The organism is Sphingobium sp., from assembly GCF_032153725.1.
Classification (GTDB): domain Bacteria; phylum Pseudomonadota; class Alphaproteobacteria; order Sphingomonadales; family Sphingomonadaceae; genus Sphingobium.
On record NZ_JALDYQ010000092.1, the window covers coordinates 1 to 16,171 of the forward strand.

At 63.5% G+C, this 16,171-nt stretch carries 15 protein-coding genes and 1 tRNA gene; 10 read left to right on the forward strand and 6 right to left on the reverse strand.

All coding sequences use genetic code 11. From position 1 onward, the window contains the following. Positions 1–88: 88 nt before the first annotated feature. The 3 genes from RUH75_RS20945 to folE all read right to left on the reverse strand — a co-directional run bounded on the left by RUH75_RS20945 (position 89) and on the right by folE (position 2,397). Positions 89–865 (reverse strand): enoyl-CoA hydratase-related protein, encoded by a 777-nt coding sequence (locus RUH75_RS20945; protein WP_313809133.1) that lies wholly within the window; start codon positions 863–865, stop codon positions 89–91. Positions 866–949: 84 nt separating this feature from the next. Next, complete coding sequence (locus RUH75_RS20950) at positions 950–1,792, reverse strand: SDR family oxidoreductase (RefSeq protein WP_313809134.1); 843 nt, start codon at positions 1,790–1,792, stop codon at positions 950–952. Further along, a complete protein-coding gene (folE, locus tag RUH75_RS20955) occupies positions 1,789–2,397 on the reverse strand; it encodes a GTP cyclohydrolase I FolE (RefSeq protein ID WP_313809135.1) in 609 nt (202 codons plus the stop codon). Before folE ends, RUH75_RS20950 begins: the two co-directional genes overlap by 4 nt. A 153-nt stretch (positions 2,398–2,550) precedes the next feature. Here folE and RUH75_RS20960 point away from each other — a divergent pair, with 153 nt between their 5' ends. Continuing rightward, positions 2,551–3,141, forward strand: coding sequence for a nucleotidyltransferase family protein (locus RUH75_RS20960; protein ID WP_313809146.1), 591 nt, complete (start codon positions 2,551–2,553; stop codon positions 3,139–3,141). Between the two features lie 4 nt (positions 3,142–3,145). On the opposite strand, the gene RUH75_RS20965 is transcribed toward RUH75_RS20960, so the two are convergent. Further along, on the reverse strand, positions 3,146–4,816 hold the full coding sequence (locus RUH75_RS20965; protein ID WP_313809136.1) for an MFS transporter: 1,671 nt from the start codon (positions 4,814–4,816) through the stop codon (positions 3,146–3,148). A 210-nt stretch (positions 4,817–5,026) separates the two neighbouring features. Here RUH75_RS20965 and RUH75_RS20970 point away from each other — a divergent pair, with 210 nt between their 5' ends. The 5 genes from RUH75_RS20970 (at position 5,027) to pgl (ending at position 10,670) form a co-directional block, all read left to right on the forward strand. Further along, positions 5,027–6,235 carry an acetyl-CoA C-acetyltransferase gene (locus tag RUH75_RS20970; RefSeq protein WP_313809137.1) on the forward strand — a complete coding sequence of 403 codons (1,209 nt, stop codon included), beginning with the start codon at positions 5,027–5,029 and terminating at the stop codon, positions 6,233–6,235. 20 nt (positions 6,236–6,255) lie between these two features. After that, positions 6,256–8,433 carry a 3-hydroxyacyl-CoA dehydrogenase NAD-binding domain-containing protein gene (locus RUH75_RS20975; RefSeq protein ID WP_313809138.1) on the forward strand — a complete coding sequence of 726 codons (2,178 nt, stop codon included), beginning with the start codon at positions 6,256–6,258 and terminating at the stop codon, positions 8,431–8,433. A 67-nt stretch (positions 8,434–8,500) separates the two neighbouring features. Next, positions 8,501–9,505 (forward strand): UDP-glucose 4-epimerase GalE, encoded by a 1,005-nt coding sequence (gene galE, locus RUH75_RS20980; protein ID WP_313809139.1) that lies wholly within the window; start codon positions 8,501–8,503, stop codon positions 9,503–9,505. After that, entirely contained in the window at positions 9,502–9,975 is a 474-nt protein-coding gene (locus RUH75_RS20985) for a YbaK/EbsC family protein (RefSeq protein ID WP_313809140.1), read from the forward strand. The genes galE and RUH75_RS20985 overlap by 4 nt, the downstream gene beginning before the upstream one ends. A gap of 5 nt (positions 9,976–9,980) precedes the next feature. Continuing rightward, complete coding sequence (gene pgl / locus RUH75_RS20990; protein WP_313809141.1) at positions 9,981–10,670, forward strand: 6-phosphogluconolactonase; 690 nt, start codon at positions 9,981–9,983, stop codon at positions 10,668–10,670. A gap of 3 nt (positions 10,671–10,673) precedes the next feature. On the opposite strand, the gene RUH75_RS20995 is transcribed toward pgl, so the two are convergent. Beyond that, positions 10,674–10,937 carry a hypothetical protein gene (locus RUH75_RS20995; RefSeq protein ID WP_313809142.1) on the reverse strand — a complete coding sequence of 88 codons (264 nt, stop codon included), beginning with the start codon at positions 10,935–10,937 and terminating at the stop codon, positions 10,674–10,676. Positions 10,938–11,002: 65 nt separating this feature from the next. On the opposite strand from RUH75_RS20995, the gene RUH75_RS21000 reads away from it, so the two are divergent. Continuing rightward, complete coding sequence (locus RUH75_RS21000; protein ID WP_313809143.1) at positions 11,003–12,148, forward strand: aminotransferase class I/II-fold pyridoxal phosphate-dependent enzyme; 1,146 nt, start codon at positions 11,003–11,005, stop codon at positions 12,146–12,148. 191 nt (positions 12,149–12,339) lie between these two features. Here RUH75_RS21000 and RUH75_RS21005 read toward each other — a convergent pair. Further along, positions 12,340–12,424 (reverse strand) — tRNA-Leu (locus tag RUH75_RS21005). 182 nt (positions 12,425–12,606) lie between these two features. Between RUH75_RS21005 and zwf the strand changes: the two genes are divergently transcribed. The 3 genes from zwf to RUH75_RS21020 form a co-directional block, all read left to right on the forward strand. Further along, entirely contained in the window at positions 12,607–14,070 is a 1,464-nt protein-coding gene (zwf, locus tag RUH75_RS21010) for a glucose-6-phosphate dehydrogenase (protein ID WP_313809144.1), read from the forward strand. After that, complete coding sequence (gene edd, locus RUH75_RS21015) at positions 14,063–15,889, forward strand: phosphogluconate dehydratase (protein WP_313809145.1); 1,827 nt, start codon at positions 14,063–14,065, stop codon at positions 15,887–15,889. Before zwf ends, edd begins: the two co-directional genes overlap by 8 nt. A 110-nt stretch (positions 15,890–15,999) precedes the next feature. After that, the coding region (locus RUH75_RS21020; protein ID WP_313809147.1) for a glucokinase at positions 16,000–16,171 on the forward strand (172 nt) is incomplete at its 3' end.

Genomic DNA, 16,171 nt, shown 5'->3' on the forward strand with positions numbered 1-16,171 from the left:
GACTGGGTTCCTGCCTTCGCAGGAACACAGCGCGCTTAACGGCTACAAATGGCCACTTCTGGCCAAATAGCACAAAGCCGGAAGAGCCTCAGCGCCCTTTCCAGACGCCGGGGCGCTTCGCCACGAAGGCTTCCATGCCTTCCTTCTTGTCCTCGGTCGCGGTCAGGATCTGGAACAGACGGCGTTCCGTCAGGATGCCCTGAGCCAAGCCGGTTTCGAATGCCAGATTGACCATTTCCTTGTTCACCATCGCGGCCATGGGCGGCATGGCCGCGATCGCAGCGGCAGTCCTGAGCGCGTCGTCCAGCAATTCCGCCGCCGGAACGATCCGCGCGACAAGGCCGGCGCTTTCCGCTTCCCCGGCACCCATCATGCGGCCGGTCAGGCACATTTCCATCGCCTTCGCCTTGCCCACGGCGCGGGTCAGGCGCTGCGATCCGCCCATGCCCGGCGCCACGCCCAGCTTGATTTCGGGCTGACCGAATTTCGCGGTGTCGGCGGCCAGGATGAAGTCCGCCATCATCGCCAGTTCGCAACCGCCACCCAGCGCGAAGCCCGCGACCGCTGCGATCCACGGCTTGCGGGTGGCGACGACATTCGCCTGCCAGCCGGAAAAGAAATCCTGAAGGAAGAAATCCGCCGCGTCCTTTTCCACCATTTCCTTGATGTCGGCGCCAGCGGCAAAGGCCTTTTCACTGCCGGTGAGGACAAGGCAATGCTGCGACGGATCGGCATCATAGGCCGCGAAAACCTGCGACAGGTCCTTCAGCACCTGACTGTTGAGCGCATTCAGGGCCTGCGGTCGATTGAGCGTAACCAGCGTCACCGCGTCGCGCTGTTCCACCAGGATCGTTTCATAAGCCATCGCCATTTCCCTTCATCTGTTGCATCCGCTCTATGCAGAGCCATGGCCCTTGACCAGCCCCGGCAAGCCGCAACTTCGCAGTCGCTATCGGCACAGATGCATGAAATCGCGGTCATAGGCGCGCAGATGAGCGCCGCCGTCGACATAGACGGTCTGTCCCGTCACGGCTCCGGCGCCGGCCAGATACAGGACAGCCTCGGCAATCTGGTCCGCCTGCGGCAGGCATTCCAGAGGCATCATCCGCGTCAGCCGCTCTATCTGGTCGTCGTCATAATCGGCCGTCGCGATGGTAAGGCCCGGCGCGACGGCATTCACCCGGATCTGCGGCGCCAGGGTGGAGGCGGACAACCGCGTCAGGCCCGCCAGCGCCATTTTGGACAGCGTATAGGCCAGCTGGTCGCCATGGGGGTGATCGATCCGCTGGTCGAGAATATTGATGATGCATCGATCGCCCGCTCCGGCCGGGATGGTAGCGAACGCCTTGGTCAACAAGGCAGGCGCGGCGCAATTCACCGCATAATGCCGCATCAGATCATCGGCATTCACGCCGTCGAGCCGATCCTGACCAAAGATCGCCGCGCTGTTGACCAGAACATCGGGGGGGCGTCCAAAACGTTCCGCCACCAGAGCGACCAGTTCCTCCGCTCCTTCGGGATCGGCGAAATCGACGGTGAAGCCGTCCCATTCGGTCGCATGCTCCTCCAGAGTCAGCGCCAGATGGGAATCGAGCCGCGTATCATGGCTGCCATGGATCGCCAGCGAATAGCCGGCCCGGGCAAATGCCGCGGAAATAATGCCTCCCAACCGCCTATGCCCCCCTGTCACCAGAGCGAGGCGTTTCTGCGCAAGCGGCAAGGCGCCGGGCTCCCCCACCCGTTTCCTGGCGCCGCCGAGCGGCCGGTAATTCGGACGCTCTTCGCCGCTCACGAGTCGATCAGCTTCAGCACTTCTTCACGGCTCTTCTCTTCGTCGCGGAAGATGCCGAGCATGCGGCTGGTCTTCATGACGACATTGGGCGTGCGCACGCCGCGCCCGGTCATGCAGCCATGGGTCGCCTCGATCACGACGGCCACGCCCTGCGGCTTCAGGTTTTTCCAGATGCAGTTGGCGACTTCGGACGTCAGCCTCTCCTGCACCTGAAGGCGGTGGGCGAAGGCATGAAGCACGCGCGCCAGCTTCGATATGCCGACGACATATTTGCCGGGAAGATAGGCGATATGCGCGACGCCCACGATCGGCGCCATATGATGTTCGCAATGCGACTGAAACGGAATGTCCTTCAGCAACACGATATCGTCATAGCCGCCTACCTCATGGAAGATACGCGACAGATGATAGGCAGGGTCATCTTCATAACCGCGGCAATATTCCTTCCAGGCGCGCGCGACGCGCTGGGGCGTTTCCAAAAGGCCCTCGCGCTCCGGGGTATCGCCCGACCAGCGGATGAGCGTCCTGATCGCTTCGGAAACGTCCTCGGGAACCGGAATCTTGACCGACTCGCCCACGGCTTCGGCATCGGGATCATATTCCATGGACGGCACCACTCCTCTGTTGCTTCGGCGGCATATGGCGACTGATTCGCAGGAACGCCAGCCCCTTCGCCGCGCTGGACACAAGATCGCGCCCATGGCACACGCTGATGAAACCGGATGAACCGGGTCGCCACAATCATTCACGACGGAACCATGCGGACCGAACAGATCGCCGCCGTCCTGCTTGCGGCAGGAACATCCTCCCGTTTTGGGGAGGAAGACAAGCTGATGGCCGAATGGCGCGGCAAGCCGGTGGCCGTCCACGCTCTGGAAACCATCGCCTCCATGATCTTTGCCGAACTGGTGGCGGTCGCGCGGCCGCTTGCCCAGGCACCGGTCCTGCATCGCAGGCTGGAGCGGCGCGGCTATACCATCCTGGTGAACGAGCGGCCGGAGGATGGCATTGCCGGCAGCATCGTGAAGGCCGTCGAACATGTGATGCCGATCCGCAAATGCCGGGGGATACTGGTCTGCCTGGCCGACATGCCCGACGTGCCGCAGACCCACTATAATCGCATCTGCCTGGCTGCGGAGGATATCCGGTCGGTGGTTGCCAGCACGGATGGCTTTTCTTCATCGCCCCCGGCCTTCATCGGGCGCAAGCATTTTCCGGAATTGCTGGCGTTGCGTGGCGATCAGGGCGCGCGAGCGCTGCTCAGCCATGGCGTGCAGGTGGAGACGATGGGCGCTTGCCTGCGCGACATCGACACGCCGGAGGATCTCGCCGACCGGCAGCCGGAATAGCGGGTCAGCTGGATCGCGTCGGATCGGTCATCGGATCGCCCATCTCGCGCGGGTCGGCGGAGCGGGCGAGTGGCAGCGAGCCGGTCTGCCGTTCCAGCATGCGGTGAACCACCGGCGGATAAGGCCCGCGGTGCAGGGCGTTGATCGCTTCGCTGTTCGCCATGTCCGCTACCGTCCGGCGGCTGTTGTGACGGACGTAATCCAGCCATGTCGACACATGATAGCGTTCCACCCACAATTCCGGATCGCCCAGGTCGCGCAGCAGCGACCAGCCATGAGCGCCGTCGCGGCGGCGGATGCGGCGACGTTCGCTCATCGCCGCCAGAAAGGGGACGACCGACCCGGCAGCGATGCGATATTCGATGGTGACGACGACCGGTCCGCTACGAGGCTCGATCGACACCGCCGTCTCAGGCTCCCGCCACAGATTCTGAAGGTCCAGATTCTCCTCGCCAGCCTGCGCCAGCGGCCGCGCATAGCCGATCATGGCCGAAGCGAACTGGACGGCGGCCGCGATCGCCAGCGCGGCGACGACCCCGTGATCCTCCGCCAATGTCCCGAACAGCCATGCTCCCGCGGCCATGCCGCCAAAGGTGATCATCTGATAGATCGCGACCGCGCGCGCCATGACCCATCGCGGCGCCGACATCTGGACAGAGACGTTGAAGGTCGAAAGCGCGATCACCCAGCCTGCCCCGGCGAGCAGAAGCCCCAGCAATGCAACCAGCAGCCAGTCGCTGACCGCCATGAGCGCCGTGCCGGCGGCCAGGGCCATGGCCGCGGAACGTACGATGGTTTCGACGGAAAAGCGCCGGCGCAACTGCCCCGTCGACAGAGCGCCCAACACCGCGCCGATGCCGAAAGCACCGCTAAGCGCACCGAAAGTCAGCGCGCCGCCACCTAATATGTCGCGCGCCACCAGCGGCATCATCGCCGAAACGGCGCTCGCCCCGATGCCGAACACCGCGCTGCGCAGCAGGACGAGCTGAATCTTCGGCGACATGGCGGCATAGCGAACGCCCGCCCGCATCGCCACGCCCATGCGCTCACGCGGAAGAAGCATGGGGATGCTTTCGGGCCGCCACCGGGCCAGCACGGCGACAAGACCAATATAGCTGACCGCATTGACCAGAAAAGCCGCCGCGGCGCCGGCAGCGGCAACGATGATGCCCCCGAGTGCCGGGCCAATGCTGCGGGCCATGTTGAAGCCCATGGAATTGAGCGACACAGCGTTGGGCAGGGCCGCGCGCGGCACCATGTCGCCAACCGACGCCTGCCAGGCCGGTCCGTTGATGGCCGTGGCGCAGCCGACAAGAAAAGTGAAGCCCAGCAGGGCCCAGGGAGTCACCCATCCCATCCATGCGCACAGGGCCAGCAATGCGGAAACGATCAGCATGAAGAGCTGACAGCAGAGCATCACCAGCCGGCGATCCAGATTGTCCGCCACCGCCCCTGCCCAGAGCGACAGCAACATGATGGGCAGCGTCGTCGCCGCGGGAACCAGCGCGATCATCTGGGGCGAGGCAGAGAGCGAGGTCATCATCCACTGCGCGCCGACCGACTGGATCAGGCCGCCGAAGTTCGAGGCCAGGCTGGCCCACCAGATCGCCCGGAAGATGGGGATGGATAAGGGCGATGGGGTCTGGGAGGGGTCCGACTCTGACACAGCATCCATGAAGCGGAATATGGCGATGGGGTCAAATCCGCGAATCGGGAAAAAGGCACAAAGCCAAGTTGCGGCTGAGGAACGCGAATCCTTTTGAAGGATGACGTTACGGTCGGGCGGCACGACGATTGAGACTTGCACTTTACGTAAACGTAAATACATTCACGGCCGTGATCCGGCGTCCCACGGACAGGAATGGGCGGAGAGGAATGGATAGCGATGGAAGCCTTTATTTATGACGCCGTCAGGACGCCCCGGGGCCGGGGCAAGGCCGACGGATCGTTGCATGAAATCACCCCCATTCAACTGGCGACGCAGATGCTGGAAGCCGTGCGCGACCGGACGCAGATCGACACCGCCGATGTCGATGACGTGATCCTGGGCTGCGTCAGCCCGGTTGGCGAGCAGGGGGCGGACATCGCCCGCGTGGCGGTGCTGAACGCCGACTATGCCCAGACCGTGCCCGGCGTGCAAATCAATCGCTTCTGCGCCTCCGGGCTGGAAGCGGTGAACATGGCCGCCGCGAAAGTCTATTCTGGCGAGGCCGGCCTTGCCATCGGCGGTGGAGTCGAGTCCATGAGCCGGGTGCCGATGGCGTCGGATGGCGGCGCCTGGGCGATGGACCCTGCGGTCGCCTACAAGACCTATTTCGCGCCGCAGGGCATCGGTGCCGATGTGATCGCGACCAAGTTCGGGATCAGCCGTGACGATGCCGATGCCTATGCCGTGGAGAGCCAGAAGCGCGCCAAGGCGGCGTGGGATGAAGGCCGCTTCGCCAAGTCGATCGTGCCGGTCAAGGACGTGATCGGACAGGTCGTCCTCGACCATGACGAGCATATGCGGCCGGACGCGACGATGCAGTCGCTGGCCGCGCTGAACCCCAGCTTTACCGCTTTGGGCGAGGAGATGCCGGGCTTCGATGCGGTGGCGTTGCTGCGCTATCCCGAACTCGAGAAGATCAATCATATCCACCATGCCGGCAACAGCTCCGGCATTGTCGACGGCGCTGCGGCAGTGCTGGTCGGCAACAGGGAGATGGGTGAGAAATATGGTTTGAAGCCCCGCGCGCGGATCAGGGCCATGGCCTCCATCGGGTCGGAGCCGCTGATCATGCTGACCGGGCCGGAATTCGTCGCCGGAAAGCTGTTGAGCCGCGCGGGCATGAGCAAGTCCGACATCGATCTTTGGGAACTGAACGAGGCCTTTGCCAGCGTGGTGTTGCGTTACATGCAGGCGATGGACCTCGACCACGGCAGGATCAACGTCAATGGCGGCGCGATCGCCATGGGGCACCCGCTGGGCGCAACCGGCGCGATGGTGCTGGGCACGGCGCTGGACGAGCTGGAGCGAACGGCCAAGGGCACCGCGCTCATCAACCTGTGCGTCGGTGCGGGCATGGGCACCGGCATCATCATCGAGCGCGTTTGAGCGGACTGGGAGAGATTATCATGAACACGATCCGCTTCGATATCAACGCCGATGGCATCGCCACGCTGACCATCGACGTGCCCGACCAGTCGATGAACGTCATCGGCCCGGACTTTCTGGCCGATCTGGACGCGGCCATCACGCGCATTTCCTCTGAAGAAGCCATCAAGGGCGCGGTCATCGCCTCCGGCAAGGACAGTGGCTTCATGGCGGGCATGGACCTTAAATATTTCGGCTCCATGCTGGTCAGCGACGGCGGAAAACGCCCTGCCCCGGCCGATATTTTCGACAAGGTCTTCGTGTTGAACCAGCTGTTCCGGCGGCTGGAAACCTGCGGCAAGCCGATCGCCTGCGCCATTGAGGGCACCTGCGTCGGCGGCGGTTTCGAACTGGCGCTGGCCTGTCATCGGCGGATCGTCGGGGACAGCCCGAAGACGCAGCTTGGCCTGCCCGAAATCCTGATCGGTCTGTTCCCGGGCGGCGGCGGGTCGCAGCGCCTGCCGCGCATCATGGGGGTGCAGGCGTCGCTCATGTACATGTTGCAGGGCAAGCTGTTCCGTCCGGCCGAAGCGGCGATGCTGAAGATCGTCGACAGCCTGGTGCCGCAGGGCACGGCGGTCGAAGCCGCCCGCGAATGGGTGAAGGCCAATCCCAATGCCAGTGTCCAGCCCTGGGACGTCAAGGGCTATAAGGTGCCGGGCGGCGCGGGCGGCTTCAACCCCGCCTTCGTCCAGACCATGGCGGGCGCGCTGCCGATGACGCTGAAACAGACCCAGCGCAACATGAACGCGCCGATTGCCCTGCTGTCGGCGGTCTATGAGGGCATCATCCTGCCCATGGATCGCGCCATCCGCATAGAGAGCAAATATTTCGCCAAGGTCGCGGCCGACCCGCAGGCCGCCAACATGATCCGCAGCCTGTTCGTCAACAAGCAGGCGGCCGAACGCGGCGCGCGGCGGCCGAAGGATCAGCCCAAGGCCCCTACCCGCAAGCTCGCCATGCTGGGCGCAGGCATGATGGGCGCAGGGATAGCCACCGTGGCCGCGCAGGCGGGCATGGAGGTCGTGCTGTTCGACCGCGATCAGACCTATGCCGAAAAGGGCAAGGCGCATGTCGAGGAGGTGCTGAAGAAGCGCCTCGGCCGGGGCATGACGCCGGAGAAGATGGCGGAGACGCTGGCCCGCGTGACGCCGACCACCGACTATGCAGCGCTCGTCGGGGCGGACTTCGTGATCGAGGCGGTGTTCGAGGATGTCGCCATCAAGGCTGAAGTGACGAAGAAGGTAGAGGAAATATTGGGCGCGGACACGATCTTCGGGTCCAACACCTCCACTTTGCCCATCACCAAGCTCGCCAAGGCGTGGTCGAAGCCCGAGAATTTCATTGGCATCCACTTCTTCTCGCCGGTGGAAAAGATGCCGCTGGTCGAGGTCATCCTCGGCAAGGAAACCGGACCTGCGGCGATTGCCAAGGCGCTGGATTTCGTCGCGCAGATCAAGAAGACGCCGATTGTCGTCAATGACTCGCGCGGCTTCTACACCTCACGCTGCTTCGGCACCTATGTGCAGGAGGGCGTGGAAATGGTGGCGGAGGGCATCAACCCGGCGCTCATCGAAAATGCCGGGCGGCAGCTGGGCATGCCGGTGGGTCCGCTGGCCGTGGGCGACGAGGTGTCGATCGAGCTGGGCCACAAGATCGTCATGGCCGCGCAGAAGGAACTGGGCGACGCCTATGTCGCGCAGCCATCCGATGCGGTGATGGCGCGGATGGTCGAACTGGGCCGTCTGGGGCGGAAAAGCGCCCGGGGCTGGTATGACTATCCGGAAGGTGGGAGGAAACATCTCTGGCCGGGCCTCACGGAAATGTTCCCCCGCGCCGCCGTGCAGCCCAATGTGGAAGAGGTGAAGGAACGGCTGCTCTATCGCCAGTTGATCGAATGTGCCCGCTGCTTTGAGGAAGGGGTGCTGGAAACGCCGGAGGATGGCGATATCGGCGCGATCTTCGGCTGGGGCTTTGCGCCTTATACCGGCGGGCCGTTTGCCCATATGGATATGGTCGGCATCGGTCATGTCGTGGCTGTGCTGGAGCGGCTGGCCGAGCGTCACGGCGATCGCTTTGCGCCCACCGTGCAATTACAGGACATGGCGGCAAGCGGCGCGACCTTCTATCACCCCGTTTCGTCCCGCGCCGCGGCATGAATGGGGTGTAAATCCTTGCATTAGTGGTTTAGGTTTTCCCGGACTTCTCCGGGGAGATCTAAATTTTATGAGCGAAAAGCCGACGGTTCTGGTCACGGGCGGGGCCGGCTATATTGGCAGCCATGCCGTATTGGCGCTGCGCGATGCGGGTTATGGCGTCGTGGTGATCGACAATCTGGTGACGGGTTTCCGTTGGGCGGTTCCTGACGATGTGACTTTCGTCGAGGGCGATATTTCCGACCAGCCGCTGGTGCAGAAGACGCTGCGCGATCATGGCGTGAAAGCGGTGATGCATTTCGCCGGGTCGGTCGTGGTGCCGGAATCGGTCGAAAATCCGCTCAAATATTATCATAACAACAGTGCCAGGACCCGCGACCTGATCGAGAGCGTCGTGACCGTCGGCGTACCACATTTCATCTTCTCCTCGACGGCGGCGACCTATGGCATTCCGGACGAAAGCCCGGTCAGGGAAAGCACGCCGCAGCGGCCGATCAATCCCTATGGCATGTCGAAGCTGATGACCGAATATATGCTGCGCGACGTCAGCGCGGCGCATCCGATGAACTTCTGCGCACTGCGCTATTTCAACGTCGCCGGGGCAGATCCTGCCGGGCGGACGGGCCAGTCGACGGCGGGCGCGACCCACCTCATCAAGGTCGCGGTCGAGGCGGCGCTGGGCAAGCGGAGTCATGTTTCGGTGTTCGGCACCGACTTCGACACGCCGGACGGCACCGGCGTGCGCGACTATATCCATGTCACTGACCTTGCGGCGGCGCATGTGCTGGCGCTGGAGGCGCTGATGGCCGCGCCGGGGCAGAATTATCTGCTCAATTGCGGCTATGGGCGCGGCTTTTCCGTGCTGGAGGTGCTGGACGCCGTCGACCGGGTGACCAACATCAAGATCGATCGCCGGATGGAGGGCCGCCGCGCGGGTGATCCGGACGCGCTGATTTCCGATAACCAAGCGATCATGAGCGCGTTTCCGTGGAAGCCCCAATATGCCGATCTCGACCAGATCGTGACCCATGCGCTGGCATGGGAACGCAGGCTGACCGAGATTCGCGGCGAATGAGCGAGGCATCGGTTCGGGCCTTTTTCTCCGCCCATGCGCCCGATGTCGCCATCATCGATCAGGGCGTGAGCACCGCCACCGTCAACGAGGCGGCCACCGCATTGGGCGTCGTTCCGGCGCGAATCGCCAAGACCCTGTCGCTACGGGTCGGGGATGCGGTCGCCCTGGTGGTCGCGCGGGGCGATGCCCGGCTGCATAACGGCAAGGCGAAGGCCGCGCTTGGGGCCAAGCCGCGGATGCTGGGGCTTGAAGAGGTCGAAGGACTGACCGGGCATCCCGTTGGCGGCGTCTGTCCTTTTGGATTATCCTCCCCCCTGCCCATTTATTGCGATATATCCTTGCGGGCCTTCGAGACGGTCTTTCCTGCCGCGGGTTCGCGCACGACTTCGGTGGAATTGACGCCGGCGCGGTTGGCCGAGCTGACTCGCGCGCAATGGATCGATATCTGCACCCTTCCAGAAGAGATTTGAATCCGATGCCTACTGAACATCTTTTCGTCGATGGCGCGTTGGCGGCGACGGACATGGCGCGTCGGATCGCCATGATTCTGGACGATGCCATCATGGCACGAGGCGTGGCGACGATCGCGCTGTCGGGTGGGCGGTCGCCGGGTCCTGTGCTGAAGGCCCTGTCGGGCACAGCGCTCGATTGGGACAAGGTGATCGTGACGCTGGTTGATGAGCGCTGGGTGGCGCCCGACCATGCCGACAGCAATGAGCGGCTGATCCGGGAAACGCTCCTTCAGGGGAAGGCGGCGGCGGCGCGCTTCGTGCCGATGAAGAATGCGGCGGCGGATGCCTATGCCGGGCAGGCCGAATGCGAGGCGGCTTTTGCTGCCCTGCCCTGGCCGCTGGATATCGTGCTGCTGGGCATGGGCGAGGATGGGCATACGGCCTCGCTCTTTCCGCAGGCGAAGGAACTGGCCGCGGGGCTTTCGACCGCAGCTTTAACTCTGGCGGTGACGCCGCCGGCCGCGCCGCATCAGCGCATGTCGCTGAGCGCCGGGGCGATCCTGAAGAGCCGGCATGTCTTCCTGCAAATCGGCGGGGCGTCGAAAAAGGCGGTTTATGACCGGGCTTTGGCGGGCAGCGCGATAGAGGAGCAGCCGATCCGGGTAGCCCTTTGCCAGCACGCCGTGTCGGTGGAGGTCTGGATTTCGGAGTGAGTTTCAGTCGCGCGGCTTGTGCTTCGAGAAGAGATAGCGCCAGACGCCGACCAGATTGATCAGCAGCAGCGCGATGTTCTGGAAGCCGATGCCTTCGCTGTCCCTGGCAAGGAAGCCCCAGGCGATCAGCGCTACCGAGGACGTGACGAACAGCACGAAAGCCCAGCCGGTGATGCGACGGCCGAGATTGAGCGAGACAACAAGGGCTGCGAGGGTTGCGGCGGCGGCGCCATAATATTGCAGGGCGTCGAGGATCGTTTCGTTCACATGGAGCCAACGCCGGGATGGCGACAAGGTTGCGGGGGAGCGGCGGGCGTAATAGGCACGGCGGCATGATTGCTCGGATCGACCCTTTTCACGCCATCGCCATCAGCCGGGAAGCGCATAAGCTTGAGGCCGAGGGACGATCCATATTGCATATGGAGTTCGGACAGCCTTCCACCGGGGCGCCCTCTGCCGCCATTGCCGAAGCGCATGCGGTGCTGGACAGCGATCCCATGGGCTATTGGGAAAGTCCGGCACTGAAGGAGCGCATCGCGCTGCATTATCGGGAACGCTATGGCGTGGCGGTGGAGGCGGAGCAGATCCTGCTCACCTGCGGGGCTTCGCCAGGTCTGGTGCTGGCACTGACCAGCCTGTTCGCCCCCGGAGCGCGGGTGGCGACGGCACGGCCGGGCTATGTGGCTTATCGGAACACGCTGAAGGCGCTTTATCTGGAGCCTGTGGAGGTCGATTGTGGGCCAGCCGAGCGCTATCAGATCAGCGCGAAGGCCCTGGAGGCTTTGGAGCCGGCGCCCGATGGGGCGATCATCGCCAGTCCCGCCAATCCGACCGGCACCATCATTCCCGCCGGGGATATGGCGCGAATCGCGGAAGTGTGCCGGGCGCGCGGCATTCGCATCGTGTCGGACGAGATCTATCATGGCCTGAGCTATGGTGATCCGGCGCGATCGATGCTGGAATTTGCGCCGGACGCGGTGATCGTGAACAGCTTCTCCAAATATTTCTCCATGGCTGGGTGGCGCCTCGGCTGGGTGGTCTTTCCACCCGACCTGATCGATGTGGCGCGGGCGCGGATGGGCAATCTGTTCCTGACGCCGCCGTCGCTCGCCCAGCATGCAGGGCTGAAGGCGTTCGATTGCATCGATGAACTGGAGGGGCACGTCGCCACCTACAGGCGTAACCGCGAGTTGCTGCTGGCCGCGCTGCCCGCGCTGGGGCTGAAGGAGATCGCGCCACCGGACGGGGCCTTTTATATTTATGCGGACGTCGGGCACCTGACCAATGACAGCCTGTCCTTCTGCCAGGAATTGCTGCGCGAAACAGGCGTGGCGACGGCGCCGGGGATCGATTTCGACCCGGTGGACGGCCATCGGCACATTCGCTTCAGCTTCGCGGTTTCGACCGACCGGGTGGAGGACGCCATTGCCCGGATGATTCCCTGGTTCACCGCGCAGGCCGGCGTGGCAAGGAATTGATCCATTTTGGATGGAACTGCGAATTTCCCTGGTATCGAAATGATTTACGGGTAATCGCCGCGACGCGACCCGAAGCTTTTACTCGTGTAAAAGCTCTACTTAGCCCGACGGCCACGGCTGTCGGGCTTTTTTTGCGCGACGAAGCGGGCGCGTACGCGCCAGTCCGTTCGGTATCGATGTTCTTAAAAAGATGGTGCGGGCGGTCGGAATCGAACCGACACTCCTTTCGGAACCGGATTTTGAGTCCGGCGCGTCTACCAGTTTCACCACGCCCGCGTCATGGGTGAGGCGCCAATGGCAAAATCAAAGGCCAGCGTCCAGCCAAAAATCCAATGACTTCATCTTCTCGCGGTTGCGAGATGAACTTCTCGACGATAGCCTGCTTGCGTAACGAGTGCCGCAGGGTATAAGGGCGGCATCGTGCAGACCTAGAACCACTAACGGAAAAGGGACAACCTTTGACCGAACCGTCTGCCACGTTCCTGTTGTTCGGCGCCACCGGCGACCTGGCGCACAGGATGATCTTTCCTTCGCTCTACAATCTGCTGGCCGATGGGCTGTTGCCTGACGATTTCCTGATCGTCGCATCGGGACGTTCCGAATTCACGGATGAGCAATTCCGGGCCGATATCGACCAGTCGCTGAAGAAGTTCCTGGCCGCCGACCGCTATGAGGCGGAGATTGCGGGCAAGCTGTGCGGACTGATCGTCTATCAGGCGGTCGAGGCAGGCAATGGAGAGCAATTCAAAGCGCTGGCCGGTCGGCTGGACGGCCGGATCGACAGGGGCGTGTCCGTCTATCTTTCGACGCCCCCTTCTCTCTTCGCGCCGACCGCGCAGGGGCTGGCGGACGCGGGCATCATCACGCCAAAGACGCGAATCGCCATGGAAAAGCCGATCGGCAAGGACCTGGCCTCTTCGAAAGAAGTGAATGACGGCATCGGCGCGCTGTTCGCCGAGGACCAGATTTTCCGCGTCGATCACTATCTGGGCAAGGAAACCGTCCAGAACCTGCTGGCGCTGCGCTTCGGCAATGTGATGTTCGAGCCGTTGTGGAACGCGACCGCCATCGACCATGTGCAGATCACCGTGGGCGAGACGGTTGGGCTTGAGGGCCGCGTTTCCTATTATGACGGCGTCGGCGCGCTGCGCGACATGGTGCAGAATCACGTGCTGCAAATCCTGTCGATCATCGCCATGGAGCCGCCCGCCCGGATGGACCCGACGGCGGTGCGCGACGAAAAGGTGAAGGCGCTGCGTTCGCTCCGCCCGATGACCGCCGAAACCGTCAAGACCAACAGCGTGCGCGGCCAATATACGCCGGGCGCCGTGGGCGGGCAGATCGTCACGGGTTATGCCGACGAGCTGGGCAGGCCGTCCGAAACCGAGACGTTCGTGGCGTTGAAGGCCTTCATCGACAATTGGCGCTGGCAGGGCGTGCCCTTCTACCTGCGTACGGGCAAGCGCATGCCGACCCGTCAGTCGGAGATTTTGATCCAGTTCAAGCCGGTGCGCCATTCGATCTTCGGTCGTAACGGCGGTGGATCGGGGCTGGAGCCGAACACGCTCATCATCCGGTTGCAGCCGGAGGAATATATCCGCCTGCTCATCATGAGCAAAAGGCCGGGACTGGAGCGCGACGTGCATCTGGAGGAGGTGACGCTGGACGTATCGCTGACCGCCGCCTTTGCCGGACAGCGCCGCCGCATCGCCTATGAGCGGCTGATCCTCGACCTGCTGGCGGGCGACGCCACCCTGTTCGTGCGCCGCGACGAAGTCGAAGCCCAATGGACCTGGATCGATTCGATCATCGACGGGTGGAAGGAAGCCGGCGTGAAGCCATCGCCCTATTCTTCCGGGAACTGGGGACCGTCCTCAGCCATTGCCCTTATCGAACGTGACGGAGCCAGCTGGAATGACTGAACTGCATCCGGTGATCGCCAAGGTCACCGACCGTATCGTGAAGCGCAGCGCCGCTTCGCGCCTGAAATATCTGGACCTGATCGAGCGCGGGCGCGACGCGGGCACCAACCGCGCGCAGCTGTCGTGCGGGAACCTTGCCCATGGTTTTGCCGCGAGCGGCGAAGACAAGGCTGTCATCCGCACCGGCGCGGCAATGAATTTCGGCATCGTCACCGCCTATAATGACATGCTGTCGGCGCATCAGCCCTATGGCCGCTATCCCGAGCAGATCAAGATCGCGGCGCGCGAGGTCGGCTGCACCGCTCAGGTCGCGGGCGGCGTTCCGGCCATGTGCGACGGCGTGACCCAGGGTCAGGCGGGCATGGACCTGTCGCTCTTTTCCCGCGACACGATTGCGCTGTCGACGGCGGTGTCGCTGTCCCACGCCATGTTCGAAGGCGCGCTGATGCTGGGCATTTGCGACAAGATCGTGCCGGGGCTGCTGATCGGCGCACTGCGCTTCGGGCATCTGCCGACCATCTTCGTGCCTGCCGGGCCCATGCCTTCGGGCCTCGCCAACAAGGAGAAGGTGCGCATCCGCCAGCTTTATGCGGAAGGGAAAGTCGGCAAGGAGGAACTGCTGGAATCCGAAAGCGCCAGCTACCATGGCGCGGGCACCTGTACCTTTTATGGCACGGCCAATTCCAACCAGATGATGATGGAGATGATGGGGCTGCACATGCCCGCCGCCTCTTTCGTGCATCCAGGCACGAAACTGCGGCAGGAATTGACGCGGGCCGCCGTGCATCAGTTGTCGCGTATCGGTTGGGACGGGGATGATTATCGCCCGCTGGGGCATTGCGTCGATGAAAAGGCGATCGTGAACGCCATCATCGGCCTGATGGCGACCGGCGGGTCGACCAACCATGCGATCCACCTGCCCGCCATGGCGCGCGCCGCGGGGATCAGCATCGACTGGACCGACTTAGCAGAGATTTCGGATGTGGTGCCCCTGCTGGCGCGGGTTTACCCCAACGGTTCGGGCGACGTGAACAATTTCCATGCGGCGGGCGGCATCAGCTATGTGATTCGCGAACTGCTGGAGAACGGCCTGCTGCATGGCGACATCCTGACCGTCGCGCGTCAGGGCCTGGCCGATTATGGGCAGGAGCCGGTGCTGGAAAACGACGCGCTGGTCTGGAAGGACGTGCCGGAATCGCGGGACGAAGCGATCCTGCGTCCGGTGTCCAATCCGTTCAGCCCGGATGGAGGCATGAAGCTGCTTTCCGGTAATCTCGGCCGCTGCGTCATGAAGGTGAGCGCAGTCGACAAGGAACGCTGGACGATCGAGGCGCCGGCCCTTGTCTTCCACGATCAGGACGATGTGCTGCGCGCCTTCAAGGCGGGCGAGCTGGAGCGCGATGTCGTGGTCGTCGTGCGCTTCCAGGGACCGAGAGCAAACGGCATGCCGGAACTGCACAAGCTGACCCCGGCGCTGGGCGTGTTGCAGGATCGCGGCTTCCGGGTGGCGCTGGTCACGGACGGGCGCATGTCGGGCGCTTCGGGCAAGGTGCCTGCCGCCATTCATCTGTCACCCGAAGCCTTGGGCGGCGGCGCGATCGGCAAGCTGCGTGACGGCGATCTGGTGCGCGTCTGTGCGGAAACGGGCGAGATCACGGCGTTGGTCGACGCGGCGACATGGAACGCGCGGGACATTCCGGCGGCGCCCCCTGCCCCTTACGATACCGGCCGCGAACTGTTCGCACTGTTCCGCCATCATAGCGATCTGGCCGAGGCAGGCGCTTCGCCGATCCTCGCGGCGATGGAAACCGAAGTCTAATCAACCTCGTCATCCCGACGAAAGCTGGGATCTCGTGAGGCTATGTCGTGCGTTCATGCATGAAGTCCCAGCTTTCACCGGGGTGACGGATATCAATGGAGAGGTCTTTCATGACCGAAATCATCGCAGCGGACATTGGCGGTACGAACGCCCGCTTTGCCCGCGCCAAGCTGGACGCCCGTAACGTCCCTACATTGGGCAAGGTGCGCAAATATAAAGTAGCGGATTTTCCCAGCCTTCAGGCCTGCTGGGCGGCCTTTGCCGAGGATGAAGGGGGCACGC